General features: G+C 63.4%; 22 protein-coding genes. 16 read left to right on the forward strand and 6 right to left on the reverse strand.

The features are described 5' to 3' along the window. Positions 1-183 precede the first annotated feature (183 nt). Positions 184-1059: an NAD(P)-dependent oxidoreductase gene (locus H7A77_RS22755; RefSeq protein WP_033642322.1), complete on the reverse strand. Its 876-nt coding sequence runs from the start codon at positions 1057-1059 to the stop codon at positions 184-186. A 290-nt stretch (positions 1060-1349) separates the two neighbouring features. On the opposite strand from H7A77_RS22755, the gene trpS reads away from it, so the two are divergent. The 15 genes from trpS to urtE all read left to right on the forward strand — a co-directional run bounded on the left by trpS (position 1350) and on the right by urtE (position 21491). Continuing rightward, positions 1350-2357: a tryptophan--tRNA ligase gene (gene trpS, locus H7A77_RS22760; protein ID WP_164107453.1), complete on the forward strand. Its 1008-nt coding sequence runs from the start codon at positions 1350-1352 to the stop codon at positions 2355-2357. Between the two features lie 117 nt (positions 2358-2474). Continuing rightward, positions 2475-3308 carry a phosphonate ABC transporter ATP-binding protein gene (phnC, locus tag H7A77_RS22765; RefSeq protein WP_019454697.1) on the forward strand — a complete coding sequence of 278 codons (834 nt, stop codon included), beginning with the start codon at positions 2475-2477 and terminating at the stop codon, positions 3306-3308. Between the two features lie 41 nt (positions 3309-3349). Further along, a complete protein-coding gene (gene phnD / locus H7A77_RS22770) occupies positions 3350-4282 on the forward strand; it encodes a phosphonate ABC transporter substrate-binding protein (protein WP_004939482.1) in 933 nt (310 codons plus the stop codon). Positions 4283-4360: 78 nt separating this feature from the next. After that, positions 4361-5224: a phosphonate ABC transporter, permease protein PhnE gene (gene phnE / locus H7A77_RS22775; RefSeq protein ID WP_016928590.1), complete on the forward strand. Its 864-nt coding sequence runs from the start codon at positions 4361-4363 to the stop codon at positions 5222-5224. Next, on the forward strand, positions 5221-6120 hold the full coding sequence (phnE, locus tag H7A77_RS22780; RefSeq protein ID WP_033642327.1) for a phosphonate ABC transporter, permease protein PhnE: 900 nt from the start codon (positions 5221-5223) through the stop codon (positions 6118-6120). Before phnE (H7A77_RS22775) ends, phnE (H7A77_RS22780) begins: the two co-directional genes overlap by 4 nt. 231 nt (positions 6121-6351) lie before the next feature. Beyond that, positions 6352-6816 carry a DUF1456 family protein gene (locus H7A77_RS22785; protein ID WP_004939471.1) on the forward strand — a complete coding sequence of 155 codons (465 nt, stop codon included), beginning with the start codon at positions 6352-6354 and terminating at the stop codon, positions 6814-6816. Between the two features lie 176 nt (positions 6817-6992). After that, complete coding sequence (locus tag H7A77_RS22790; RefSeq protein WP_182074692.1) at positions 6993-9560, forward strand: putative mucin/carbohydrate-binding domain-containing protein; 2568 nt, start codon at positions 6993-6995, stop codon at positions 9558-9560. 222 nt (positions 9561-9782) lie between these two features. Continuing rightward, positions 9783-11612: an allophanate hydrolase gene (gene atzF / locus H7A77_RS22795; RefSeq protein WP_182074693.1), complete on the forward strand. Its 1830-nt coding sequence runs from the start codon at positions 9783-9785 to the stop codon at positions 11610-11612. A gap of 2 nt (positions 11613-11614) precedes the next feature. Beyond that, the gene (gene uca / locus H7A77_RS22800; RefSeq protein WP_182074694.1) at positions 11615-15235 is read left to right on the forward strand and encodes an urea carboxylase; all 3621 of its coding nucleotides are present in this window, start codon (positions 11615-11617) and stop codon (positions 15233-15235) included. Between the two features lie 14 nt (positions 15236-15249). Next, positions 15250-15960 carry a GntR family transcriptional regulator gene (locus H7A77_RS22805; RefSeq protein ID WP_182074695.1) on the forward strand — a complete coding sequence of 237 codons (711 nt, stop codon included), beginning with the start codon at positions 15250-15252 and terminating at the stop codon, positions 15958-15960. Between the two features lie 35 nt (positions 15961-15995). Continuing rightward, positions 15996-17264 (forward strand): urea ABC transporter substrate-binding protein, encoded by a 1269-nt coding sequence (gene urtA, locus H7A77_RS22810; RefSeq protein ID WP_182074696.1) that lies wholly within the window; start codon positions 15996-15998, stop codon positions 17262-17264. Between the two features lie 56 nt (positions 17265-17320). Beyond that, entirely contained in the window at positions 17321-18901 is a 1581-nt protein-coding gene (gene urtB / locus H7A77_RS22815; RefSeq protein WP_182074697.1) for an urea ABC transporter permease subunit UrtB, read from the forward strand. Beyond that, positions 18901-19977, forward strand: a complete 1077-nt coding sequence (gene urtC / locus H7A77_RS22820; RefSeq protein ID WP_033642333.1) for an urea ABC transporter permease subunit UrtC — start codon at positions 18901-18903, stop codon at positions 19975-19977. Before urtB ends, urtC begins: the two co-directional genes overlap by 1 nt. After that, the gene (urtD, locus tag H7A77_RS22825) at positions 19974-20780 is read left to right on the forward strand and encodes an urea ABC transporter ATP-binding protein UrtD (RefSeq protein WP_015377102.1); all 807 of its coding nucleotides are present in this window, start codon (positions 19974-19976) and stop codon (positions 20778-20780) included. Before urtC ends, urtD begins: the two co-directional genes overlap by 4 nt. A 12-nt stretch (positions 20781-20792) precedes the next feature. Further along, positions 20793-21491, forward strand: coding sequence for an urea ABC transporter ATP-binding subunit UrtE (gene urtE, locus H7A77_RS22830; RefSeq protein WP_182074698.1), 699 nt, complete (start codon positions 20793-20795; stop codon positions 21489-21491). A gap of 7 nt (positions 21492-21498) precedes the next feature. On the opposite strand, the gene H7A77_RS22835 is transcribed toward urtE, so the two are convergent. After that, positions 21499-21798, reverse strand: coding sequence for a type II toxin-antitoxin system RelE/ParE family toxin (locus H7A77_RS22835; protein ID WP_182074699.1), 300 nt, complete (start codon positions 21796-21798; stop codon positions 21499-21501). After that, positions 21783-22046, reverse strand: coding sequence for a type II toxin-antitoxin system ParD family antitoxin (locus H7A77_RS22840; protein ID WP_004939442.1), 264 nt, complete (start codon positions 22044-22046; stop codon positions 21783-21785). The genes H7A77_RS22835 and H7A77_RS22840 overlap by 16 nt, the downstream gene beginning before the upstream one ends. A gap of 134 nt (positions 22047-22180) precedes the next feature. Here H7A77_RS22840 and H7A77_RS22845 point away from each other — a divergent pair, with 134 nt between their 5' ends. Then, positions 22181-22693, forward strand: coding sequence for a DUF2165 family protein (locus tag H7A77_RS22845; protein ID WP_033652676.1), 513 nt, complete (start codon positions 22181-22183; stop codon positions 22691-22693). 22 nt (positions 22694-22715) lie between these two features. On the opposite strand, the gene H7A77_RS22850 is transcribed toward H7A77_RS22845, so the two are convergent. From H7A77_RS22850 to H7A77_RS22860, 3 genes are read right to left on the reverse strand one after another with little or no spacing between them, the layout of a single operon-like run. Next, positions 22716-23228: a GNAT family N-acetyltransferase gene (locus tag H7A77_RS22850; RefSeq protein WP_033642337.1), complete on the reverse strand. Its 513-nt coding sequence runs from the start codon at positions 23226-23228 to the stop codon at positions 22716-22718. A gap of 24 nt (positions 23229-23252) precedes the next feature. Next, positions 23253-23558: a type II toxin-antitoxin system RelE/ParE family toxin gene (locus H7A77_RS22855; protein ID WP_240290313.1), complete on the reverse strand. Its 306-nt coding sequence runs from the start codon at positions 23556-23558 to the stop codon at positions 23253-23255. 1 nt (position 23559) lies between these two features. Further along, entirely contained in the window at positions 23560-23820 is a 261-nt protein-coding gene (locus tag H7A77_RS22860) for a type II toxin-antitoxin system Phd/YefM family antitoxin (protein WP_042783944.1), read from the reverse strand. Positions 23821-23882 lie beyond the last annotated feature (62 nt).

Below are 23882 nucleotides of genomic sequence, written 5' to 3' on the forward strand. Positions count from 1 at the left end.
AGTTGGCAAAGCCAACCGTCTGATAGGGCAAAGGCGCGGGTTGCCAGGGGCCGCGCCTTCGGCCCCTGGCTCGGTCGAGGTGCAGGAGCCTCATGATGCACCTCTCATTTATCGACCGAAAACTGCACAAAAACGTTCAGAAAAACGCTAACTGACAAGCATTAGGGCCTAAGCCCCCGTTCGTTATTTCAGACCCGCTCGTCGCGCCGCTACCTTGGCCAGCGCCGCCCAGTCCAGATCCGCATCCCCCTGCGCCATCGCGTCGAGGAAGTTGTCCTTCAGCACCCCGGCGAACGGCATCGGCGTATGGCTGTCGGCGCCGGCGGCCAGCGCCAGCCCGACGTCCTTCAGCCCCAGCGCCAAGCGGAATCCGGCGGGTGAATACTTCTCGGCGGCGATCAGCGCGCCATAGCCCTGATAGGCCGGGGCGGCGAAGACGGTGCCGCTCAGCATCTGCAGGTAGTCGGCGCCGGAAACGCCGTAGTTGCGCACCAGCGCGCTGCCTTCCGCCATCGCTTCAATGGCGCTGGCCAGCGTAAAGTTGGTGGCGATTTTGACCACGTTGGCCTGCGCCGGATCGGCGCCGAAGTGCCAGGTTTTCTGGCCGAGGGCATCGAACAGCGGCTGCGCTTGCTTCAGTAGCTCGCTATCGCCGGCCGCCAGAATATTCAGCTTGCCGGCGGCGGCCACGTCGACCCGTCCCAGCACCGGCGCGGCGAGATAGCCGATGCCGTGTTCCGCATGCAGCGCCGTCAAACGCTGGGCGAGTTCGACCGAGATGGTTGCCATGTTGATATGCAGCGCGCCCGGTTTCATCCGTTGCAGCAACCCGCTGTCAACCACCACCTGTTGCGTGGCGGCATCGTCGGCCAGCATGGTGATCAGCACGTCGGCATCGGCCAGCTGCTCCGGCCGTTCGGCCTGCTGCGCGCCGGCGCTCACCAGCGGCTGCGCCGCCTGCGGCGAACGGTTCCATACCGTCAACGCAAATCCCGCCTTCACCAGGTTAGCCGCCATGGCGCTGCCCATCCCGCCCAGTCCGGCAAATCCGATCTTCATCATGCGCTCCTTTTTCAGGTTGAAGGTTTTACCCTAGCGCGCCGGGCCAGGAACGCAAATGCCGGAGTGTAACGCCGTCTTACGCGCCGGCGGCGGGCTATTGACGCATTGCCGCTACGGGTATACCTTGATGGCATGAATATATCGATGCACTCCACCCACAATCAGTCATGGTGGCGCCTCTTCTGAGGCGGCACGAGTATTCACATCTCTTTTTAATGCCGCCGGTTTGGCGGCATTATCTTTTGTGGCGTTGATCCGGCGGTCTACAGACCTTCAGGAGCACTGTCATGAGTTACACCATTCTTACCGGCGATCGCGCCACCGGCCCACTGCATTTAGGGCACTTCGTCGGCTCGCTGCGCCAGCGCGTCGAACTGCAGCACCAGCATAACCAAACGGTGATGGTGGCGGATCTGCAGGGCCTGACCGACAACGGCAACAACCCGCAAAAAATCAGCGCCAACGTGCTCAACGTGGTGGCCGACTATCTGGCGGTCGGCATCGATCCGCACAAGACCACCATTTGCCTGCAGTCGGCGCTGCCGGCGTTGGCCGAGCTGACGATGTACTACCTCAACCTGGTCAGCGTGGCGCGGCTGGAACGCAACCCGACGGTGAAAAGCGAAATCGCCGAGAAGGATTTCGCCCGCAGCCTGCCGGCCGGTTTTCTGATCTATCCGGTCAGCCAGGCGGCGGATATCACCGCCTTCGGCGCCACCCACGTGCCGGTCGGCGAGGATCAGCTGCCGATGCTGGAGCAAACCAACGAGATCGTGCGGCGCTTCAACCACATCGTCGGCCAACCGGTGCTGACGGAGTGCCAGCCGTTGTTAAGCAACGTCGGGCGTCTGCCGGGGCTGGACGGGCAGGGCAAGATGTCGAAATCGCGCGGCAATGCCATTCAGCTTGGCGCCGGCGCCGACGAGGTGCACAAGGCGGTGATGAGCATGTTCACCGATCCCGGCCATCTCAACGTCAGCGATCCCGGCCGGGTGGAGGGCAACATGGTGTTCACCTATCTGGACGCCTTCTGCGAAGACGCTGCGCTGTTGGCGGAGCTGAAGGCGCACTACCGGCGCGGCGGGTTGGGGGACGTGAAAATCAAACGGCTGCTGGAGGATTGCCTGCAGAGCCTGCTCGAACCGATCCGCACCCGCCGCGCCGAATTCATCGCCGATAAAGGCGAGCTGACGCGCATCCTGCAGCATGGCACCCGCCGCGCGCATCAGGTCAGCCAGCAGACGCTGCAGCAGGTCAAGGCGGCGCTGGGGCTCGACTTCTTTAGCCTGGAATGATGAGCACGCCGGGGCGGCACGCGTCACGCCCCGGCCATAAAACCATCATCCCACTGTCATAAACTTATCCGTTAATAGGTGCCCATAATGATTAGCCACTGAAACCAGAGAAATCATATGGCTCAGGCACTGTTAAAATTGGCGCAGCACGACTTTCCAGGGCAGCACGCCGCCGCATCCCGCAAAGTGTTATCGGTAAAGGGGCTCGGCAAAGCTTACAAAGCGCAGCAGCGCGTGCTGGATGACATCAATTTCGATCTGCACGCCGGCGAATTCGTGGCGGTGATCGGCCGCTCCGGCGCAGGCAAGTCCACGCTGCTGCATACCCTCAACGGCACCATTCCTTCCAGCTGCGGCGAGATGCTGCACTTCGAAGACGATGGCGTGGCGCAGGATATCGCCCAGCTTGCCGGCCGCCAGATGCGCCAATGGCGCGCGCGCTGCGGCATGATCTTCCAGGACTTCTGCCTGGTGCCGCGGCTGGACGTGATGACCAACGTACTGCTGGGGCGCCTGAGCCACACCTCCACCCTGAAATCCTTCTTCAAACTGTTCGATGACGCCGACCGCGCTCGCGCCATCGAGCTGTTGCAGTGGCTTAACATGCTGCCGCACGCGCTGCAGCGCGCCGAGCACCTCTCCGGCGGCCAGATGCAGCGCGTCGCCATCTGCCGCGCGCTGATGCAAAACCCGCAAATCCTGCTGGCCGATGAGCCGGTGGCGTCGCTCGATCCGAAAAACACCCGCCGCATCATGGACGCGCTGCAGAAAATCAGCGAAGACGGCATCGCGGTGATGGTGAACCTGCACTCGGTCGAACTGGTGAAAGAGTATTGCTCGCGGGTGATCGGCATCGCCCACGGGAAGATCGTGTTTGACGGGCATCCTTCGCAACTGAACGAACGGATCCTGCACCAGCTGTATGGCGAGGAAGCCAATCAGATCCATTGAAGCACTTTTGACCTTTACCCTTTACACACAAGGCACACCTAATGAAAAAAGTATTGAGTCTGACCACCCTGATGGCCGGCGCGATGATGGTATTTAATGCTGCCGCAGCGGATGCGCCGAAAGAGCTGAACCTGGGCATTCTCGGCGGCCAGAACGCCACCCAGCAGATCGGCGATAACCAGTGCGTGAAGCAGTTCCTGGATAAAGAGTTGAACGTCGATACCAAGCTGCGCAACTCATCCGACTATTCCGGCGTGATCCAGGGCCTGCTGGGCGGCAAGATTGACCTGGTGCTGAGCATGTCGCCGTCGTCGTTCGCTTCGGTTTACATCAAGGATCCGAAAGCGGTGGACATCGTCGGCATCGCGGTTGACGACGTCGACCAGTCGCGCGGCTACCACTCGGTGGTGGTGGTGAAGGCCGGCAGCCCGTACCAGAAACTGGAAGACCTGAAGGGCAAGGCCATCGGCTTCGCCGATCCGGATTCCACCTCCGGCTTCCTGATCCCGAACCAGGCGTTTAAAAAGCTGTTCGGCGGCACGGTCGACAACAAATACAACAACACCTTCTCCAGCGTCACCTTCTCCGGCGGCCACGAGCAGGACATCCTCGGCGTGCTGAACGGCCAGTTCGAAGGCGCGGTGACCTGGGCGTCGATGATCGGCGACTACAACACCGGCTACACCAGCGGCGCGTTCACCCGCATGATCCGCATGGATCATCCGGACCTGATGAAACAGATCCGCATCATCTGGCAGTCGCCGCTGATCCCGAACGGCCCGATCCTGGTGAGCAACTCGCTGCCGGCCGACTTCAAGGCCAAAGTGGTCACCGCCATCAAGAAGCTGGATAAAGACGATCACGCGTGCTTTATCAAAGCGATGGGCGGCAAACAGCACATCGGCGACACCACCCTGGCGGAATACCAGACCATCATCGATATGAAGCGCGAGCTGACCAAAGGCGACCGTTGATTCCCGGCTGCCTCGGCCGCCCGAATGAAGGGGTTCAGCATGCTGAACCCCTTGTTCCATAACGATGGAAGACCTGTTTTGAATACCGATTTCGCACACTATTACCAACGGATCCGCAGCAAGCAAAAGCGCGAAGCGCTGCTGTGGTCGCTCGGGCTGGTGGTGCTGTACCTGGGCGCCGGCAACCTCGCCGAGTTCAACCTGCACACCGTCTGGGTGTCTATTCCGCACTTCTTCGACTACCTGGCCGAAACCGTGCCGACGCTGCACTGGAACCTGCTGTTCGCCGATGGGCGTACCGAAGGCTCGCTGGCCTACTGGGGCTATCGCCTGAACATTCAGCTGCCGCTGATCTGGGAGACCCTGCAGCTGGCGCTGGCGGCGACCATTTTCTCGGTGCTGGTGGCGACCGTGCTGGCATTTCTGGCGGCCGGCAATACCTATACTCCGGCCTCGGTGCGGCTCGCGATCCGCACGCTGGTGGCGTTCTTGCGCACCATGCCGGAGCTGGCGTGGGCGGTGATGTTCGTGATGGCGTTCGGCATCGGCGCCATTCCCGGCTTCCTGGCGCTGGCGCTGCACACCATCGGCAGCCTGACCAAGCTGTTCTACGAATCGATCGAAACCGCCTCCAACAAACCGGTGCGCGGGCTGGCGGCCTGCGGCGCCACGCCGCTGCAGCGCATGCGCTTCGGCCTGTGGCCGCAGGTGAAGCCGGTGTTTCTCTCCTACAGCTTCATGCGGCTGGAGATCAACTTCCGCCAGTCGACCATTTTGGGGCTGGTGGGGGCGGGCGGCATCGGCCAGGAGCTGATGACCAACATTAAACTCGACCGTTACGATCAGGTCAGCATGACGCTGCTGCTGATCATCGTGGTGGTTTCCGTGCTCGACTACGTGTCGGGCGAGCTGCGCAAGCGCGTGGTGGAGGGGGCAAAATGACAGCGGGCACTCCGGCATCGGCGGAAACGCTGCGCCAGTTGAAACAGCAGCATCCGGCGATCTTCGCGCAGCAGGGGCGCTACCTGCGCACCGTCGGCCTGATCGCCTTGGCGATCGTGCTGTACTACGTGTTCTTCTTCCTGGTCTTCGGCATTAGCTGGCCGCAGTTTATCAACGGCTGCCAGCAGCTGGGGCGCTATTTCCTGCGCATGTTCGTCTGGCATGACTTCGCCAACTGGCCGTTCATGTACTACTTCCAGCAGATCGGCATCACCATCGCCATCGTGTTCGCCGGCACCATCACCGCGTCGCTGATCGCGCTGCCGCTGTCGTTCTTCGCCGCGCGCAACGTGATGTCGACGCCGCTGCTGCGGCCAATTTCGGTGCTGGTGCGCCGCTTGCTGGACGTGCTGCGCGGCATCGACATGGCGATCTGGGGGCTGATCTTCGTGCGCGCCGTCGGCATGGGGCCGCTCGCCGGGGTGCTGGCTATCGTGATGCAGGACGTCGGGCTGCTGGGCAAACTGTACGCCGAAGGCCATGAGGCGGTGGACAAGTCCCCCAGCCGCGGCCTGACGGCGGTGGGCGCCAACGGGTTGCAGAAGCACCGTTACGGCATTTTCACCCAGTCGTTCCCCACCTTCCTGGCGCTCAGCCTGTACCAGATCGAGTCCAACACCCGCTCAGCGGCGGTGCTGGGCTTCGTCGGCGCCGGCGGCATCGGCCTGGTGTATGCGGAGAATATGCGGCTGTGGAACTGGGACGTAGTGATGTTCATCACCCTGATCCTGGTGGTGGTGGTGATGATCATGGACAAGGTCTCGTCGATGCTGCGCAACAAGTACATCATCGGCGAAGATATCCCGCTGTATCAGCAAAAAAGCCAAATCGATTGAGAAACCCCTTGCCGATCCCTATACTGCCGCACATTCAAGGTGTGCGGCCATACCCGTCATACTTGGAGCTGCCTCTTTGTTGGCTGCATTTGCGCGCCCCGGTCACATAGTTAACTATGCTCCGGGGGCTTACAAATTTGCCGCCGCGATGCAACTCCAATTATTTTGGGTATGGGGCATTTTTTTACAATGCGCACGTCCCCGTTAGACAAGTAAAGGCAATGCAATCCCATGATGAACAACGACGTGCTGCGCAGCGTGCGCTATATGCTGAGCATTAACAACGCCAAAATGGTCGAGATTATCAAACTGGACGATTTCGAGGTGGCGGTATCGGCGATGGACGCTTACGTGATCAAAGAAGGCGAGCCGGGCTACGAGAAGTGCCCTGACGAAGTGATGGCGCACTTCCTCAACGGCCTGGTGTTCTTCAAGCGCGGCAAGGACGACAAGTTCCCGGCGCCGGCGGTTGAACTGCCGATCACCAATAACCTGGTGCTGAAAAAGCTGCGCGTGGCGTTCGAGCTGAAAGACACCGACATGCACCAGATTTTCACCGCGGTGGACTTCCGCATCTCCAAGCCGGAGCTGAGCGCGCTGTTCCGCAAAGAGGGCACCAAGAACTACCGCCCGTGCGGCGATCAGATGCTGCGCTACTTCCTCAAAGGGTTGGCGCAGCGCGTTCGCGGCGAGTAACGCGCAGCGTTCACCGAACATCAGGCGCAATCGCAAGGTTGCGCCTTTTTTATTGTATCCTCCCTCCTACCTTTGTTGTACTGGCCCTCAGCCACCCGCCATCGATGGAGGGCGTGCCGCCCATCCGGTTACTTTTTCATGGTCAATTCAATCACCCAAACCATGAGGAAAGCAGGATGCCAACCATCACGAAAACCCAATCACTTTACACGTTGACCCGGCCGGTCTGGCTGGATGCGGCAGGCATGAGCAAGGGCATCGACCACGATCGCCAGCACCTGGGCGTCATTCTCGCCGCCGGGCAAGTGCTGCGAGTGCGCCAGACCAACGCGGCGTTTACCGGCAAGCTCACGCTGCGCTTGCTGAATGACGACAGCAAAACGGAGGCGGAATTCAGCGTCGGCTCGAGCTGGGTCGAGGCCCAGGTCAATGCCGTCTCGGTGCCGTTCATCGATACGCCGTATGGGCAGGGCGAGCCGGCGCTGGAGTTCGAGTACCCGGACACGGCTAAAGCGCTGCCGGTTTATCGCCGTGGCGAAAACGAAGCCGCATTCTTTGCCCGCTGGGACGATCGGGACGCCGAGTTTGCCCTGGTCGATGCGGAATATGCAGTGTTGCTGGTGCCGAAAATCAGTAAACCGACGCTGAAGTCGCTGGGCGAAGCGAAAAACATCGACGGGCTGATCGCCTACTACGATCGCATTTTCACTTTCTACAATGCGCTGACCGGCGTCTCGTTCGAGGCTGAACACGAATCCGATCGCAATATTCGCAACCGCTACTTTATGAAGGCCGATAAACACGGCGCCGGCGCCGCGTATTATGGCGGCCGCTGGACGGCGGAAACCAGCAGCTCGGTCAGCAGCTTCTGGCTGACGCCGAAAGACAGCAACTGGGGCAGCCTGCATGAGATCGCGCACGGCTATCAGGGGCACTTTATGGGCGACAAATATTTCTCCACCGGTGAGATGTGGAACAATATTTACGCCGCTTGCTATCAAGACGTGATGCTGGGGGAACGCAAATACCAGGAGGGGTGGCTGTATAACTACGGCAACGCGGCCGCCGTCGAGAAGAAAATCATCGATTTGATCGCTCAGGGCACGCCGCTCAACCAGTGGGATCTGCGCTCCAAGCTGTTCTTCGCGATGCTGATGGTCGACAAGGCAGGCAAGAACGCCTTCACGCACTTTAATCAGCAATATCGTCAAAGCTGCAACACGCCGGGCTTCGTGCCGTCGGAACATGCCTTGCTGGATCTGCTGTCGGCAAGCTTCGCCGCGGCCGGTGAGCAGATCGACGTGACGCCGTTCGTCGAGCTGACCGGCGGCGTGATCACCCAAGTGCAGCGCGATCGCAACGCGTTCAGCCACGCCAAGGCGGTGTATCCGCTGTATCAACTGGTGGACGCGCAGAGTCTGCCGGCGGTGCAGGCGCAGCTGAAACTGGATTCCTCGCTGCGGCTGGTCGATTCCTGCCAGCTCAAGGCCAGCGGGCTGAAAGGCGACGTCACCCTGAGTCTGGATATCGATGACTTTGCGCAGATCTACGGTGAAGACCTGATCCTGATGGAAGGGGCGCGCTATGCCCACAAAGTCCGTATCGACACGCCGACCCTGGCGCTGACTGCGCTGCCGATCGGCGTGTATACCTTGCGGTTGCCGACCGGCAAAGATCGTAAATATCGGCCGACGGCGGGTTACCTGACGGTGAAGCAGGGGAAAAACGCGGTGACGCTTCGCTTCGAGCGCAAAGCCGCTTCGCCGATCGTTTCGCAGGAGATCAACCTGTTGGGCTTGAGCGATGCGGTCTTCGCCACCGTGGTCGTCGATCGCGCCAAAGGGGCGGTGGTGGTTGACGTGACCAGCACCACGCCGCACGCCTACTTCCCCGGTGAAACCTATGCCCGGGTGACGTTGCGCGATCGGCAGGGCGCGGTGCGCTTCAGCAAGGAGATTCAGGGCACTCAGGCTACGTTAAGTCATGACGAGCTAACGTTTGCCGAAGGCGATGACATCGAGATTTACCATGTGGAGCCGAGCCGGGTGCGTTTGAATCCGGCGGCGGCCGGCGTCATCGATAACAAAAACAAAACCAACGTGCTGCGCATCGAAACCAGCGGGCTGAAAAACCCGGCGTTGCCCGGCGATCCCGAGCAGGCGCTGCTGGCGCGCCTGGAACAGGCGGCGCAGCGTTTGCGTCGCCTGTTGCCGGCTTACTATGCGCCATCGTCGTCGTTCAAGGACGATATTTATCTGGCGATCGGCGCCTTTGCCGAGCCGCAGCGCGAGTCACTGTTGGCGACCTATCGGGATTGCCTGCCGGCCGACAATACGCCGCCGGGCGCCAACGTCGGCAATGCGTTTACCGTGGCGTGCAAAGGGATTGGCGATCGCCAGTTCCTGACCGGCGCCATCGATCTGGTGAAGAAAACCGTTACCGTCACGCTGGCGGCGGGGATTGCTCACCACTACTTTGCCGACAGCTATGCCTTCCTCAGCGTGACGGATGCGGACGGCAACGTCTTGCTCAGCTACGACGTCATCGGCAGCCAGAATCAACCGGCCAAAACCTGGGTGTTGCCGCTGTCGGGTTACGGCGGTGAAGTGATTCATCTGCGGCATGAAGAGCCGGACAACCGCCTGGCGATCGTCAACGAAATGCAGCACTTGCGGCTGACGGAGAAGGGCAAGCAACAGACCTACTGCATTACGCCGGTCGGTTTGAAACGCATCAACGACTGATCCCCATCGGCCTGCGGGGCGGCGAGTGCGTCGCCCCGATTTTTCCTCTGCGTCATCCCGCCATTGCACTCTTTTTGTTCTCCCGCTGCGCGCCGCTGGTGCAGCCTGTTTGCCGCCGTTGTCATAAGTTTTAATTATAATTTATTGAAATCATGAGATTAAAAATTGGCACGCCGGTTGCTCTGTTGAATCCCATCTTGTGTACCAGATGGAATTCAGTCGATGAGCGAACCTGTTGTAGCGTGCGGTTTTACCCTCAGTGAATGGCAACACCATTACCAAACCCGCCCGGCGGGCGAGCGCCTTGCCTGCGTCAGTGCGACGATCGAAACGCTGGTCGCCGGGCTGAACCCAGACGATAACGCCTGGCTGTATCTCGCTACGCCGGCGCAGCGCGAGCAGCAGTATCGGCAGCTGGCACAGAGGCTCGAGGCGGTCGCCGGCGATCTCAGCCGCCTGCCGCTGTTCGGCGTGCCCTTCGCCATCAAAGACAATATCGACGTTGGCGGCTGGCCGACCAGCGCCGCCTGCCCGGCGTTCACCTATCAGGCCGCGGCGGACGCCACCGTGGTCGCCCACCTGCGCGCCGCCGGGGCGATCGCCCTTGGTAAAACCAACCTCGACCAGTTCGCTACCGGGTTGGTAGGCACTCGCTCACCGCATGGCGCAGTGGTCAACAGCTTCGACAGCCGCTACGTCAGCGGCGGTTCCAGCTCCGGCTCCGCCTCGGTGGTGGCGCGCGGCCTGGTGCCGTTCGCGCTCGGCACCGACACCGCCGGTTCGGGGCGTGTGCCCGCCGGGTTCAACAACATCGTCGGGCTGAAGCCGACCAAGGGGCGGTTGTCCAACCGCGGCGTGGTGCCGGCCTGCCGGTTGAACGATACGGTGTCGGTCTTCGCGCTGACGGTGGCCGACGCCGCGCTGGTGGCGGAACTGGCGAGCGGCTTTGACGCGGCAGACCCGTATTCCCGCCCCGATCCGCATACCGCGCCGGCGGATATCCCCGCCGCGCCGCGTTTCGCCGTTCCCGCCCAGCTGGAGTTTTTCGGCGACGTTCAGGCCGAGCGGGCGTTTCACCGAGCGCTGGCGCAGCTGCAGGCGGGCGGCGCCACGCTGGAACCCCTCGATTTCGCGCCGTTTCGCACTCTGGCGGAGCAGCTGTATTACGGCCCCTGGGTGGCGGAGCGCACGGTGGCCATTGAACAGGTGCTGGAAGCGAGCCCGCAGGCTATCGATCCGGTGGTGCGCGGCATCGTCGGCAACGGCCTCGGCTACAGCGCCTGCGACGCCTACAAGGCGGAATACCTGCGTGCCGAGCTGGCGCGGCAAATCGCCCAGCGGCTGGCGCCGTTCGACGCGCTGGTGGTGCCGACCGCGCCCACTATCCGCACCCTGGCGGAGATGGCGCAGGAGCCGGTGCTGTTCAACTCGCAATTCGGCACTTACACCAATTTCACCAACCTGGCCGATCTGAGCGCGCTGGCGCTGCCGGGGCCGCTGCGCGAAGACGGTCTGCCGGCGGGCATCACCCTGATTGCGCCCGCCTGGCATGACCGGGCGCTGGCGGCGTTTGGCGTGCGCTGGCAACGGCAAAGCGCCTTGCCGCTCGGCGCTATCGGCCGGGCATTGCCGCCGCAGCCTGTGCCTGCGCCGTCCACAGGGCACGTGCGTCTGGCGGTAGTGGGCGCTCACCTTAGCGGCATGCCGCTCAACGTCCAGCTGACACAGCGCGACGCGGTGCAGGTGGAGCAAACCGCTACCGCCCCCTGCTATCGCCTGTATGCGCTGGCCGATACCGAGCCGCCGAAGCCGGGGCTGGCGCGCGCGGCGCAGGGGGCGGCGATCCGCGTTGAGCTGTGGGACATCCCGCTGGCCCGTTTCGGCGAGTTTGTGGCGGAAATTCCGGCGCCATTGGGCATCGGCACGCTGCTGCTGGCGGACGGCCGGCGGGTGAAGGGGTTTATCTGCGAAGCCTGGGCGCTGGAAGACGCGACGGATATCACTGAGTTTGGCGGCTGGCGCGACTATCTCGCCAGCGTTAAGGGGGCATGAACATGTTTACTACCGTACTGATCGCTAACCGCGGCGAAATCGCCTGCCGCGCCATTCGCACCCTGAAACGCCTGGGCGTAACCAGCGTGGCGGTCTATTCCGACGCCGACCGCAATGCGCCGCACGTCGCCGAGGCCGACAGGGCGGTGGCGCTCGGCGGCGACAAGGCTGCCGACAGCTACCTGCGCATCGACAAGATCCTCGCGGCGGCAGCGGCCACCGGCGCGCAGGCGATCTACCCCGGCTACGGCTTTTTGTCCGAGAGCGCCGAGTTTGCCGACGCCTGCGAAGCGGCGGGCATCGCCTTTATCGGCCCGACGGCGGCGCAGATGCGCGAGTTCGGCCTCAAGCACCGGGCGCGCGAGCTGGCGGCGTTGGCCGGGGTGCCGATGACGCCGGGCACCGGCTTGCTGGAGAGCGTTGAGCAGGCGGTCTCGGCCGCCGCGCGCATCGGCTACCCGGTGATGCTGAAAAGCACCGCCGGCGGCGGCGGCATCGGCCTGACGCGCTGTGACGACGAGGCGGCGCTGCGCGACGCCTACGACAGCGTCAAACGGCTGGGAGAGCAGTTCTTCCGCGACGCCGGCGCCTTTATCGAACGCTTCGTCGATCGGGCGCGCCACGTCGAGGTGCAGATTTTCGGCGACGGCCAGGGGCGGGTGGCGGCGCTCGGCGAGCGCGACTGTTCGCTGCAACGGCGCAACCAAAAGGTGGTGGAGGAAACCCCGGCGCCGCATCTGCCGGCGGCGACCCGCCAGGCGCTGCACCGGGCGGCGGTGGCGCTGGGCGAGTCGGTGAATTACCGCAGCGCCGGCACCGTAGAGTTTATCTATGACGCCGCGCGCGACGAGTTTTATTTCCTGGAGGTGAACACCCGCTTACAGGTCGAGCACCCGGTCACCGAAATGGTCACCGGCCTGGATCTGATCGCATGCATGCTGCAGGTGGCGGCGGGCGACGCGCTGGATTGGGCGGCGTTGCAACGCGCGCCGCAGGGCGCGGCGATCGAGGTGCGCCTCTACGCCGAAGATCCGCTGAAAAACTTCCAGCCCAGCCCCGGCGTGTTGACCGAGGTGCATTTCCCTGACGACGGGCGCCTCGACGGTTGGGTGGCGACCGGCAGCGAAGTGTCGGCGTTTTACGACCCGATGATCGCCAAGCTGATCGTGCACGGCGCGGATCGGGCGCAGGCGCTGGAAAAATTGCGCGTGGCGCTGGCGGCGACCCGTTTGCACGGCATCGCCACCAACCTCGACTATCTGCGGCAGGTGATCGCCACGCCGCAATTTCAGCGCGGCGACGTCTGGACGCGCCTGCTGGACGATGTGCGTTTCCAGCCGCACTGCCTCGAAGTGCTGCAACCCGGCACCTACAGCAGCGTGCAGGATTATCCCGGCCGCCTCGGCTATTGGGACATCGGCGTGCCGCCGTCCGGCCCGATGGACGACTTCGCGTTTCGGCTGGCCAACCGCATCGTCGGTAACCACCCGGCGGCCGCCGGGTTGGAGTTTACCCTGCAGGGGCCGACGCTGCGCTTTCATTGCGACGCCACCATCGCGCTGACGGGCGCGAGCTGCCCGGCCGATCTGGATGGCGAGGCGGTCGCCTACTGGCGGCCGATCGCGGTGCGGGCCGGGCAGGTATTGACGCTGGGGCGCGCCACGCAAGGCTGCCGCACCTATCTGGCGGTACGCAACGGCTTTGACGTGCCGGTGTATCTCGGCAGCCGCTCCACCTTCGCGCTGGGCCAGTTCGGCGGCCACGCCGGGCGCACCTTGCGCGTGGCGGACATGTTGGCGATCGCCCAACCGGCGCTGGCGGCCAGCACCACGCCGGCGCCGATCGCCGCGCCGCAGGCGATGGACGACAGCCTGATCCCGCACTACGGCGACCAGTGGCACATCGGCGTGCTGTACGGGCCGCACGGCGCGCCGGACTTTTTCACCGCTGAATCGATTGAGGCCTTCTTCGCCACCGACTGGCAGGTGCATTACAACTCCAACCGCCTCGGGGTGCGCCTGTCGGGGCCGAAGCCCGAGTGGGCGCGGGAGGACGGCGGCGAGGCCGGTTTGCATCCTTCCAACGTGCACGACTGCGAGTACGCCATCGGCGCCATCAACTTCACCGGCGATTTCCCGGTGATCCTGACCCGCGACGGGCCCAGCCTCGGCGGCTTCGTCTGCCCGGTGACCATCGCCAAGGCCGAACTGTGGAAAGTGGGGCAGGTGAAGCCGGGCGACCGCATCCGTTTCCATCCGATCGGCTTCCGGCAGGCGCAGTCGCTGGAGCAGGCGCAGCTCGGCAGCATCGAAGCGCTGGCGGCGGTGAAGGCCATCACCCTACCGCCGCCGGATCTGGCCCCGGCGGAGACCGTTTCCGCCGCGGTGCTGGCGGCGCTGCCGGCGGCGGACGGGCGCCCGGCGGTGGCGTATCGCCAGGCGGGGGACGGCTACATCTTGATGGAGTACGGCGACAATGTGCTCGATCTGGCGCTGCGGCTGCGCATTCATCTGCTGATGCAGTCGCTGCGGCAGGAGGCGATGCCGGGCGTGGTGGAGCTGGCGCCGGGCGTGCGTTCGCTGCAGATCCGCTACGACAGCCGGCAGATTAGCCAGGCCGACCTGCTGCAGCGCCTGCTGGCGCGCGAACGGGCGCTGGGGGACGTCAGCCGCCTGAAGGTGCCGACGCGCACCGTGTGGCTGCCGATGGCGTTTGAGGATTCGGCCACGCTGGGGGCGGTGGATCGCTATCAACAGACGGTGCGCGCCTCGGCGCCCTGGCTGCCGAACAACGTCGATTTCATTCAGCGCATCAATGGCCTGAGCCGACGCGAGCAGGTGCGCGACATTCTGTTCGACGCCAGCTACCTGATCCTCGGGCTGGGCGACGTTTACCTCGGCGCGCCCTGCGCGGTGCCGCTCGATCCGCGCCATCGCCTGCTGAGCTCCAAATACAATCCGGCGCGCACCCACACCGCCGAAGGGACGGTCGGCATCGGCGGCATGTACATGTGCATCTACGGCATGGACTCGCCGGGCGGTTACCAGCTGGTGGGGCGCACGCTGCCGATCTGGAACAAGTTTCTCAAAAACCCGCAGTTCACCGCCGGTGAGCCCTGGCTGCTGCGCTTCTTCGATCAGGTGCGCTTCTACCCGGTCAGCGAGCAAGAGCTGGACGAGCAGCGCGAAGCGTTCCGTGAAGGGCGCATGCAGGTGCGCATCGAAGAGAGCGAGTTCGACTTCGCCGCCTACACCCGTTTCCTGGCCGACAACGCCGAGGCGATCGCCGACTTCCAGCATCGCCAGCAGCAGGCGTTCAGCGCCGAAGTGGCGCGCTGGCGCAGCGATGACGACGAGGCCGAGGCGCAGCTGTTGCCGCCGGAGGACGAAGACGCCATCGACGGCGATCTGGTCAGCGCCGATCTTAACGGCAGCGTGTGGAAGATCCTGGTGGAACCGGGGCAGGCGGTGGCGGCCGGGCAGCCGCTGATCGTGGTCGAGGCGATGAAAATGGAGCTGGCGGTCACCGCGCCGCGCGCCGGGATCGTTAAACGCATCAGCTGCCGGCAGGGGCGGCCGGTCGGGCCGGGCGACGCTCTGCTGTGGCTGGAAAAGGCGGTCTGAACGGAGGAGCGATGATGCAAATCACCAACGGAGAGCACAAGGCGCGCCCGGAAGGGCTGGCGGAGCGCATTTATCTGCAGCTCAAGGCCGACATCTTCGAGTTTCGCCTGCTGCCGGGCGATCGCTTCAGCGAAAGCGACGTGGCGCAGCGCATGGCGGCCAGCCGCACGCCGGTGCGTCAGGCGCTGTTTCGGCTGGAGCGCGAAGGCTATGTCGAGGTGTTGTTTCGCAGCGGTTGGCAGGTGCGGCCGTTCGATTTCGCCTACTTCGAAGAGCTGTACGACCTGCGCATCGTGCTGGAGCAAGAGGCGGTGAAACGGCTGTGCGAACGCCCGGCCGGGGAAACGCCGGACGCGCTGGCGGCGCTGAGCCGTTTTTGGACCGAAGCGCCGCGCCTGGCGGACGGCAAGGCGGTGTCGCAGCACGATGAGCAGTTTCATCAGGCGTTGGTGGCCGCGGCGGGCAACGGCGAAATGGCGCGCATCCACCGCGAACTGACCGAAAAGATCCGCATCATTCGCCGGCTGGATTTCACCCAGCAGGCGCGGGTGGACGCCACCTACCGCGAGCACGCCGCCATTTTGCAGGCGATCCTGCAGCGGCAAAGCGGGGAGGCGCAAACGCTGCTCGGCGAGCACATCGCCCTCAGCAAGGCAGAAGTGCGAAAAATAACGCTGCACATGTTGCACCAGGCGCGGGCTCAGCAGCCTGCGCGCTCGGCGTAACGATTTTGATTTCACACACATCAGGAGTTTGAACTATGCAACGTCGTCGTTTTATCAAAGCTTTTGCGCTGTCCGCCGCCGCTGTCGGCCTGGGCCTGGCCTGGAGCACGCAGGCCGCCGACACCATCAAGGTCGGCATTCTGAGTTCGCTCTCCGGCACCATGGCGATTTCCGAGACGCCGCTGAAGGATGTGGCGCTGATGACCATCGACGAGATCAACGCCAAAGGCGGGGTGCTCGGCAAAAAGCTGGAGCCGGTGGTGGTGGATCCGGCCTCCAACTGGCCGCTGTTCGCCGAAAAGGCGCGCCAGCTGCTGAGCCAGGACAAGGTGGCGGCGGTGTTTGGCTGCTGGACTTCGGTGTCGCGCAAGTCGGTGCTGCCGGTGTTTGAGGAGCTGAACGGACTGTTGTTCTATCCGGTGCAATACGAAGGCGAAGAGATGTCGCCGAACGTGTTCTACACCGGTGCGGCGCCGAACCAGCAGGCGATCCCGGCGGTGGAATACCTGCTGAGCGAGGACGGCGGCGGCGCCAAGCGCTTCTTCCTGTTGGGCACCGATTACGTCTATCCGCGCACCACCAACAAGATCCTGCGCGCCTTCCTGCACAGCAAAGGCGTGCAGGACAAGGATATCGAAGAGGTCTATACGCCGTTCGGCTACAGCGATTACCAGACCATCGTCGCCAACATCAAGAAGTTCGCCGCCGGCGGCAACACCGCGGTGATCTCCACCATCAACGGCGATTCCAACGTGCCGTTCTACAAAGAACTCGCCAACCAGGGCGTCAAGGCCACCGACGTGCCGGTGATCGCCTTCTCGGTCGGCGAGGAAGAGCTGCGCGGCATCGACACCAAGCCGCTGGTGGGCAACCTGGCGGCCTGGAACTACTTCGAATCGCTGGATAACCCGACCAACAAACAGTTTGTCAGCCAGTGGAAAGCCTACGCCAAGGCGCACAATCTGCCGAATTACGCCACTGCGGTCACCAACGATCCGATGGAGGCCACCTACGTCGGCCTCCACATGTGGGCGCAGGCGGTGGAAAAGGCCGGCACCACCGACGTCGATAAGGTGCGCGCGGCGATGGCCGGGCAAACCTTCGCCGCGCCGTCGGGGTTCACGCTGACCATGGACAAGACCAATCACCACCTGCACAAGCCGGTGATGATCGGCGAGATCGAGGGCAACGGCCAGTTCAACGTGGTGTGGCAGACCGAGGCGCCGGTGCGCGCGCAGCCGTGGAGTCCGTATATCGCCGGCAACGACAAAAAACCGGATTACCCGGTGAAAGGCGGCAAGTAACGTCACTCAGCGCCGGCGCGGCCCGACGCGCGCCGGCTCAACAGAAGAGGCAGCTGATGCAATCTCCGTTTTTATCCTTTCTGCGCGCCGGGCTGTGGCTGTTGTGCGCCTGGCCCCTGCTGGCGCAGGCTGGGCCGGCCGATGAGTTCGCGGCGGCCACTCGCGCGCAGCAGGCCAAACTGCTGCAGGCGTGGGCGGCCGAGCCGGACGCCGCGCGCCTGCCGTTGCTGCAGGGGCTGCAGCAGGAAACCGTGGCGATCGACGGGGCGAAACGCGCCTTTATCCGCCAGGGCGACCGCTATCTGCCGCTTGAAGGTGAGGCGGCCCCGGTTGGCGAGCCGAAGAAGGTGTGGCTGAACAACCGGCTGCGCATTCTGATCGCCAACGCGTTGTCGGCGCAGCGGTTGGTCAGCGTGGACGCGGCGGTGCGGCTGCAGGCGGCGACCGCGCTGCAGCGCGAGGCGCAGGGCGAGCAGTTGCCGCTGTTGACCCGGCGGCTGGCGCAGGAGAAAGACCCGCAGGTACGCGACGCGCTGAGCATTGCGCTGGCGAACCTGCAATTGGCCGACGCCAGCCCGCAGGTGCGCTTCAATGCGGTGCGGCTGCTGGGGGAATCGGGCGAGCCGGAAACCCGCGCGCGGCTGCAAGCCTTGACCGATGCGGCCAATGAGCCGGACGCCGCGGTGCGCGCCGAGGCGCAGCGCAGCTTGCAGCGCGTGCAGCACCGCCTGATGATCGGCGATCTGCTCGGCCAGGCGTTCAGCGGCCTGTCGCTCGGTTCGATCCTGCTGTTGGCGGCGCTCGGCCTGGCGATCACCTACGGCCTGCTCGGCGTCATCAATATGGCGCACGGTGAAATGCTGATGCTCGGCGCCTATTCCGCCTATCTGGTGCAGGGGCTGTTTCAGCAATTTGCGCCGCAGTGGCTGGCGCTCTACCCGCTGGCGGCGCTGCCGGTGGCGTTCGCCATCACCGCCGGGATCGGCATGGCGCTTGAGCGCACGGTGATCCGCCACCTGTACGGCCGGCCGCTGGAAACCCTGCTGGCCACCTGGGGCATCAGCCTGGTGCTGATCCAACTGGTGCGGGTGCTGTTCGGCGCGCAGAACGTCGAGGTCGCCAACCCGGCGTGGCTGTCGGGCGGCGTGCAGCTGTTGCCGAACCTGGTGTTGCCGTGGAACCGCATCGCGGTGATCGCGTTCGTGCTGCTGGTGCTGGCGTTGACCTGGCTGCTGCTGAACAAAACCCGGCTCGGCATGAACGTGCGCGCGGTGACGCAAAACCGCGCGATGGCGGCCTGCTGCGGCGTGCCCACCGGCCGGGTGGACATGCTGGCCTTCGGGTTGGGATCCGGCATCGCCGGGCTCGGCGGGGTGGCGCTGTCGCAGTTGGGCAACGTCGGGCCGGAGCTGGGGCAAGGTTACATCATCGATTCGTTCCTGGTGGTGGTGCTCGGCGGCGTCGGCCAGCTGGCGGGGACGGTGGCGGCGGCCTTCGGCCTCGGCATCGTCAACAAGATCCTCGAGCCGCAGATCGGCGCCGTGTTGGGCAAGATCCTGATCCTGGTGCTGATCGTTCTGTTTATTCAAAAGCGTCCGCAGGGGCTGTTCGCCCTTAAGGGCAGGGTGATTGACTGATGAGCCAACCATTGACCGTAACCGGCGTGCAGAAAGCGCCCCGGCTGGCGTTGAGCATCGGCGGGCTGGCGTTGCTGGCGCTGCTGGTCATGCCGTTCATGACGTTGTTGCCGGCGGGTCATCCGCTGGCGGTGTCCACCTATACCCTGACGCTGGCGGGCAAGATCCTGTGCTACGCGGTGGTGGCGGTGGCGCTCGATCTGGTGTGGGGCTATGCCGGGCTGCTGTCGCTCGGCCACGGGCTGTTCTTCGCGCTCGGCGGCTACGCCATGGGCATGTACCTGATGCGGCAGGCGGCGGGTGACGGGCTGCCGGCGTTTATGGCGTTCCTCTCCTGGAACGAGCTGCCGTGGTTCTGGAGCGGCACCCAGCATTTCGCCTGGGCGCTGTGCCTGATCGTGCTGGTGCCGGGCCTGCTGGCCTTCCTGTTCGGCTACTTCGCCTTCCGCTCGAAAATCAAAGGGGTATATTTCTCGATCATGACCCAGGCGCTGACCTATGCCGGCATGCTGCTGTTCTTTCGCAACGAAACCGGCTTCGGCGGCAATAACGGCTTTACCGGTTTCACCACGCTGCTCGGCTTTCCCATCACCGCCGCCGGCACGCGGGTGGCGCTGTTTCTGGCGACGGTGCTGCTGCTGGCCGCCAGCCTGGCCATCGGCTTTGCGCTGGCGCGCAGCAAGTTCGGCCGGGTGCTGACCGCGGTGCGCGATGCGGAAAACCGCCTGACCTTCTGCGGCTACGATCCGAAGGGCTTCAAGCTGTTCGTCTGGACGCTGTCGGCGGTGCTGTGCGGGCTGGCCGGCGCGCTCTATGTGCCGCAGGTCGGCATCATCAACCCCGGCGAAATGTCGCCGACCAACTCGATCGAGGCCGCCATCTGGGTGGCGCTCGGCGGGCGCGGCACGCTGGTGGGGCCGCTGCTCGGCGCCGGCATCGTCAACGGCGCCAAGAGCTGGTTCACCATGGCCATTCCCGAATATTGGCAGTTCTTCCTCGGCCTGATGTTTATCGTCGTCACGCTGTTTCTGCCCAAAGGGGTGATCGGCCTGCTGCGTCGGAGGAAAAGCTCATGAAAGCGATGCAAGTGACCGACGAGCTGTTTACCCACCCGCTGCCGGCGGATAAATACCGGCAGCAAACCGATCCGGTGCTGCAGCTCGACAACGTCAACGTCAGCTTCGACGGTTTTCGCGCGCTGACCGATCTGTCGCTGCGCATTGGCGTCGGCGAACTGCGCTGCGTGATCGGCCCCAACGGTGCCGGTAAGACCACGCTGATGGATGTGATCACCGGCAAGACCCGGCCGGACAGCGGCAGGGTGTTTTACGATCAGACCGTCGATCTGACCCGGCTGGCGCCGATGCAGATCGCCCACGCCGGCATCGGCCGCAAGTTTCAAAAACCGACGGTGTTTGAGGCGCTGACGGTGTTCGAAAATCTGGAGATCGCGCAGAAAACCCGCAAATCGGTGTGGGCCTGCCTGCGCGCCCGCCTGAGCAGCGAACAGCGCGACCGCATCGACGAGATGTTGAAGACCCTGCGGCTGGGGCATGAACGCCACCGGCCCGCCGGGCTGTTGTCCCACGGGCAGAAACAGTTTCTCGAGATCGGCATGCTGCTGGTGCAGGAACCGCACCTGCTGCTGCTCGACGAACCGGCGGCCGGCATGACCGACGCCGAAACCGACTACACCGCCGAACTGTTCCGCGAGCTGGCGGGCAAGCATTCGCTGATGGTGGTGGAACACGATATGGGGTTTGTGGAAACCATCGCCGATCGCGTGACGGTGCTGCACCAGGGGCAGGTGCTGGCGGAAGGATCGCTGGCACAGGTGCAGGCCGATGAACGGGTGATTGAGGTATATCTGGGGCGCTGAGGAGGCGTAACGATGCTGCAGGTAGAGGAATTGAATCAGTATTACGGCGGCAGCCACATTCTGCGCGGCCTGTCGTTCGAGGCGCGCATCGGCGAGGTGACCTGCCTGCTGGGGCGCAACGGCGTGGGCAAGACCACGCTGCTGAAATGCCTGATGGGGCTGGTCCCGGCGCGCAGCGGCAGCGTCCGTTGGCAGGGCGAAACCATCACCGGTAAAAAACCGCATCAGCGGGTGCAGGCGGGCATCGCCTATGTGCCGCAGGGGCGGGAGATTTTCCCGCGCCTGACGGTGGAGGAAAATCTGCTGATGGGGCTGGCGCGCTTTTCCGGCGCCGCCGCGCGCACGGTGCCGGATCCGATCTATGACTTGTTTCCGGTGCTGCGGCAAATGAAGGATCGGCGCGGCGGCGATCTCTCCGGCGGGCAACAGCAGCAGCTGGCGATCGGCCGGGCGCTGGCCTGCCGGCCGCAGCTGCTGATCCTCGACGAGCCGACGGAAGGGATCCAACCTTCGGTGATCAAGGAGATCGGCGCGGTGATCAAACAGCTGGCGGCGCGGGGCGATATGGCGATCCTGCTGGTGGAGCAGTTCTATGACTTCGCCGCCGACCTGGCGGACAGCTATCTGGTGATGTCGCGCGGCAGCATCGTGCAGCGCGGCGCCGGCAGCGCTATGGAACAGGACGGCGTCCGCGCGCTGGTGGCGATTTAACGTTGGGTCAGCTGAAAAAGGATTGGCTGAGCGGATCGCGGGAATGATTCAGCACTCTGATGATATTCACCTCCCGCCTGTGCTGTCGAAAATAAATCAGGTGGTTGGCGACGGGCAATATCCATAGGCCGGGGCCGATTGCATCGATGTTTTTGCCGAGTTGGTGGTGGCTAAGGTTATCGAAAGCCTGATGCAGGCGGCGCAGATAATCTTCGGCCACCTGCAAGCCAAAGTGCGCCAACCCGTAAAAATAGATCTCTTCCATATCGTCCAACGCTTTTGGACGAACGGTTACTCTCCTGCGCACCCTTTTGCTTTGCTCCGTATTCTTTCCATGAACACATCACGATCCCATTCGACGGCTTCGCCGCTGTTCTCTCCTTCGGCGATCAAGCGCCTAAGCTCTTCCAGTTTTGAGGCGGCGGTACGTTCGCGCAAAGTGCGCACGGATTCGCGGATGACTTCGCTGGGCGTTCGGTAATCGCCGCTGGCCACCAGGTCTTCGACGAAGCTACGCAGTTCGTCACCCAGATCTACCGTTAGTGTTCTGCCCATTGTTCCTCCTCACTTTCGGCTATGCTGCGTCATTGTAAGATTAGTTCTTACATTGTGCACGTCAAACTATCAGGATCTCAATAGCGGTCCCGTCATGAGGACGGGAGCCACCCGTTTATTCATTAAGGATAACCATGAACGAAATCACTGTGTCACGCCTCGGTTGCATCGTCCTGTCCCTGTTTCCGGCCCTGTGGGGGCTGTTTAGCCTGTTGAACAATACGGCGGATTTCGCCGGCACCGCGCGCAATGCGGTGGGGCCGCTGCTCGCCATGCAGGATACTTATCAAACGCCGGGGCTGATGTGGCGCGCGATCAGCGCCGACTGGGCCTGCATGTTGGGGTTGGCGGTCATCACCGCGCTGGAAACGCTGGCCGGCCTATTCGCGACGGCGGGCGTGGCGCTGATGATCGGGCGATTGAAAGGCCCTTACGCCGCTTTCGCCAAGGGCAAAGCCTGGGCGATGCTGGGGGCGCTTTGCGCGATAACGGTGTGGGGCGTCGGCTTTATGGTGGTCGCCGGCGACTGGTTTATGGCCTGGCAGGCCAAGAAGGATCCGCTGGCGGTGCAGCTGGGGGCGCTGATCTACCTGGCGCCCAATGCGTTTGCCTTGCTGTTCCTGATGCTGCAGCGGGAGCCGCGCTAAACGACGGCGGAGCGGGGCGCGGTTACAGCGCCTTGCTCATATACCAAATGCCTATCGAGCCCTGGGCGCTGGTGTAGCAGGTCTCGCCACAAATGCTCAATCCTTGACGCTGATAAAAACGTTGGGCGCGGGTGTTGCGTTGCAGCACTTCCAGCCACAGCGTTTTTTGCCGACGGTCGATAGCCCGCTGCTGCACCTGTTCGTACAGGCGTTGGCCATAGCCGTTGCCGGCATGGCCCGGCAGAAAATAGATTTTCTGCAGCTCTGCGCCGATGTGCTCGGTTGGTGCCAGCAGGCTGTCGAAGTTCACCCGCGCATAGCCGACGAGGGCGTCATCCTCATGGGCCAACAGCCAGCACACGTCGGGATCGCGCAGCGTCCGTTCCAGCGCGGAGACGGAAAAATCCTCCGCCAGAAAGGCCTCCAGCTCGTGCGGGTAGCGCCACAGCTCACCGAAGTGGGCGCGATAGGTGCGGATGCCGATATCGCGCACTTGCGTTAAATCTTCCAGCAATGCCTGACGAACGGTGAACATCAGTGCCCCTTTGAGTAAGAAAAATTACAGCTGTTGTTCCAGATGCCGGTGAGGCACCATCGCCTGATGCAGAATGGCGAGAACGGTGATGCCGGCAGGGCGGTTGCGGTAGTAGATCCTATGGCTGGCGTAAGGAAAACTGCGTATCTCTTCGCCCAGATCGTGGAAGTGAGCTTTACCCGCTTCCGGCATATCTGCCAAATGATGCATGACCTCTCTCAACTGCTCAAGATAGCGGCGAGATTGCGCTTGGCCCCAGTGCTCGATGGTGAAATGACGAATAGCCAGCAGATCTTGTTGGGCCTGCGGGGTGAGGCGAAACGCGGGCATCTCAGTCTGTTTCATCGGTGAGCAGACGGTTGAAGAAGGCATCGCCGTCTACCGCCTTACCGGCGTCTTCCTCGGCGGTAGCCTGCGCGATTTTTTGCTGCAGTGCGCTTAATTTGAGATCTTCCAGCGCCTGGTAATCTTCTACAGACATGACGACGGCGACCGGTTTGCCGTTGCGATTGATTTGCACCGGTTCACGCTGCGCCTTGAGCAGCAAATCGCCGAATTGGGTTTTGGCCTCGTTCGCGGTGAGTGTGTACATTTAATCGCTCCAGTTAATTAAATCGTTCGATTTAACCATTATACGGCGCGATGAAAAAATCA

The organism is Serratia sp. ME47 (assembly GCF_903970925.1).
In the GTDB taxonomy this organism is placed as follows: Bacteria; Pseudomonadota; Gammaproteobacteria; order Enterobacterales; family Enterobacteriaceae; genus Serratia; species Serratia ureilytica.

Excerpts from the sequence above, each read along its gene's own strand:
- uca (WP_182074694.1), top strand. The coding sequence starts at position 11,615 with ATGTTTACTACCGTACTGATCGCTAACCGCGGCGAAATCGCCTGCCGC.
- phnD (WP_004939482.1), top strand. The coding sequence starts at position 3,350 with ATGAAAAAAGTATTGAGTCTGACCACCCTGATGGCCGGCGCGATGATG.
- urtE (WP_182074698.1), top strand. The coding sequence starts at position 20,793 with ATGCTGCAGGTAGAGGAATTGAATCAGTATTACGGCGGCAGCCACATT.
- trpS (WP_164107453.1), top strand. The coding sequence starts at position 1,350 with ATGAGTTACACCATTCTTACCGGCGATCGCGCCACCGGCCCACTGCAT.
- H7A77_RS22755 (WP_033642322.1), bottom strand. The coding sequence starts at position 1,059 with ATGAAGATCGGATTTGCCGGACTGGGCGGGATGGGCAGCGCCATGGCG.
- phnE (WP_033642327.1), top strand. The coding sequence starts at position 5,221 with ATGACAGCGGGCACTCCGGCATCGGCGGAAACGCTGCGCCAGTTGAAA.
- H7A77_RS22850 (WP_033642337.1), bottom strand. The coding sequence starts at position 23,228 with ATGTTCACCGTTCGTCAGGCATTGCTGGAAGATTTAACGCAAGTGCGC.
- urtD (WP_015377102.1), top strand. The coding sequence starts at position 19,974 with ATGAAAGCGATGCAAGTGACCGACGAGCTGTTTACCCACCCGCTGCCG.
- H7A77_RS22805 (WP_182074695.1), top strand. The coding sequence starts at position 15,250 with ATGCAAATCACCAACGGAGAGCACAAGGCGCGCCCGGAAGGGCTGGCG.
- H7A77_RS22845 (WP_033652676.1), top strand. The coding sequence starts at position 22,181 with ATGAACGAAATCACTGTGTCACGCCTCGGTTGCATCGTCCTGTCCCTG.
- H7A77_RS22785 (WP_004939471.1), top strand. The coding sequence starts at position 6,352 with ATGATGAACAACGACGTGCTGCGCAGCGTGCGCTATATGCTGAGCATT.
- urtA (WP_182074696.1), top strand. The coding sequence starts at position 15,996 with ATGCAACGTCGTCGTTTTATCAAAGCTTTTGCGCTGTCCGCCGCCGCT.
- H7A77_RS22855 (WP_240290313.1), bottom strand. The coding sequence starts at position 23,558 with ATGCCCGCGTTTCGCCTCACCCCGCAGGCCCAACAAGATCTGCTGGCT.
- phnC (WP_019454697.1), top strand. The coding sequence starts at position 2,475 with ATGGCTCAGGCACTGTTAAAATTGGCGCAGCACGACTTTCCAGGGCAG.
- atzF (WP_182074693.1), top strand. The coding sequence starts at position 9,783 with ATGAGCGAACCTGTTGTAGCGTGCGGTTTTACCCTCAGTGAATGGCAA.
- H7A77_RS22790 (WP_182074692.1), top strand. The coding sequence starts at position 6,993 with ATGCCAACCATCACGAAAACCCAATCACTTTACACGTTGACCCGGCCG.
- urtC (WP_033642333.1), top strand. The coding sequence starts at position 18,901 with ATGAGCCAACCATTGACCGTAACCGGCGTGCAGAAAGCGCCCCGGCTG.
- H7A77_RS22840 (WP_004939442.1), bottom strand. The coding sequence starts at position 22,046 with ATGGGCAGAACACTAACGGTAGATCTGGGTGACGAACTGCGTAGCTTC.
- H7A77_RS22860 (WP_042783944.1), bottom strand. The coding sequence starts at position 23,820 with ATGTACACACTCACCGCGAACGAGGCCAAAACCCAATTCGGCGATTTG.
- urtB (WP_182074697.1), top strand. The coding sequence starts at position 17,321 with ATGCAATCTCCGTTTTTATCCTTTCTGCGCGCCGGGCTGTGGCTGTTG.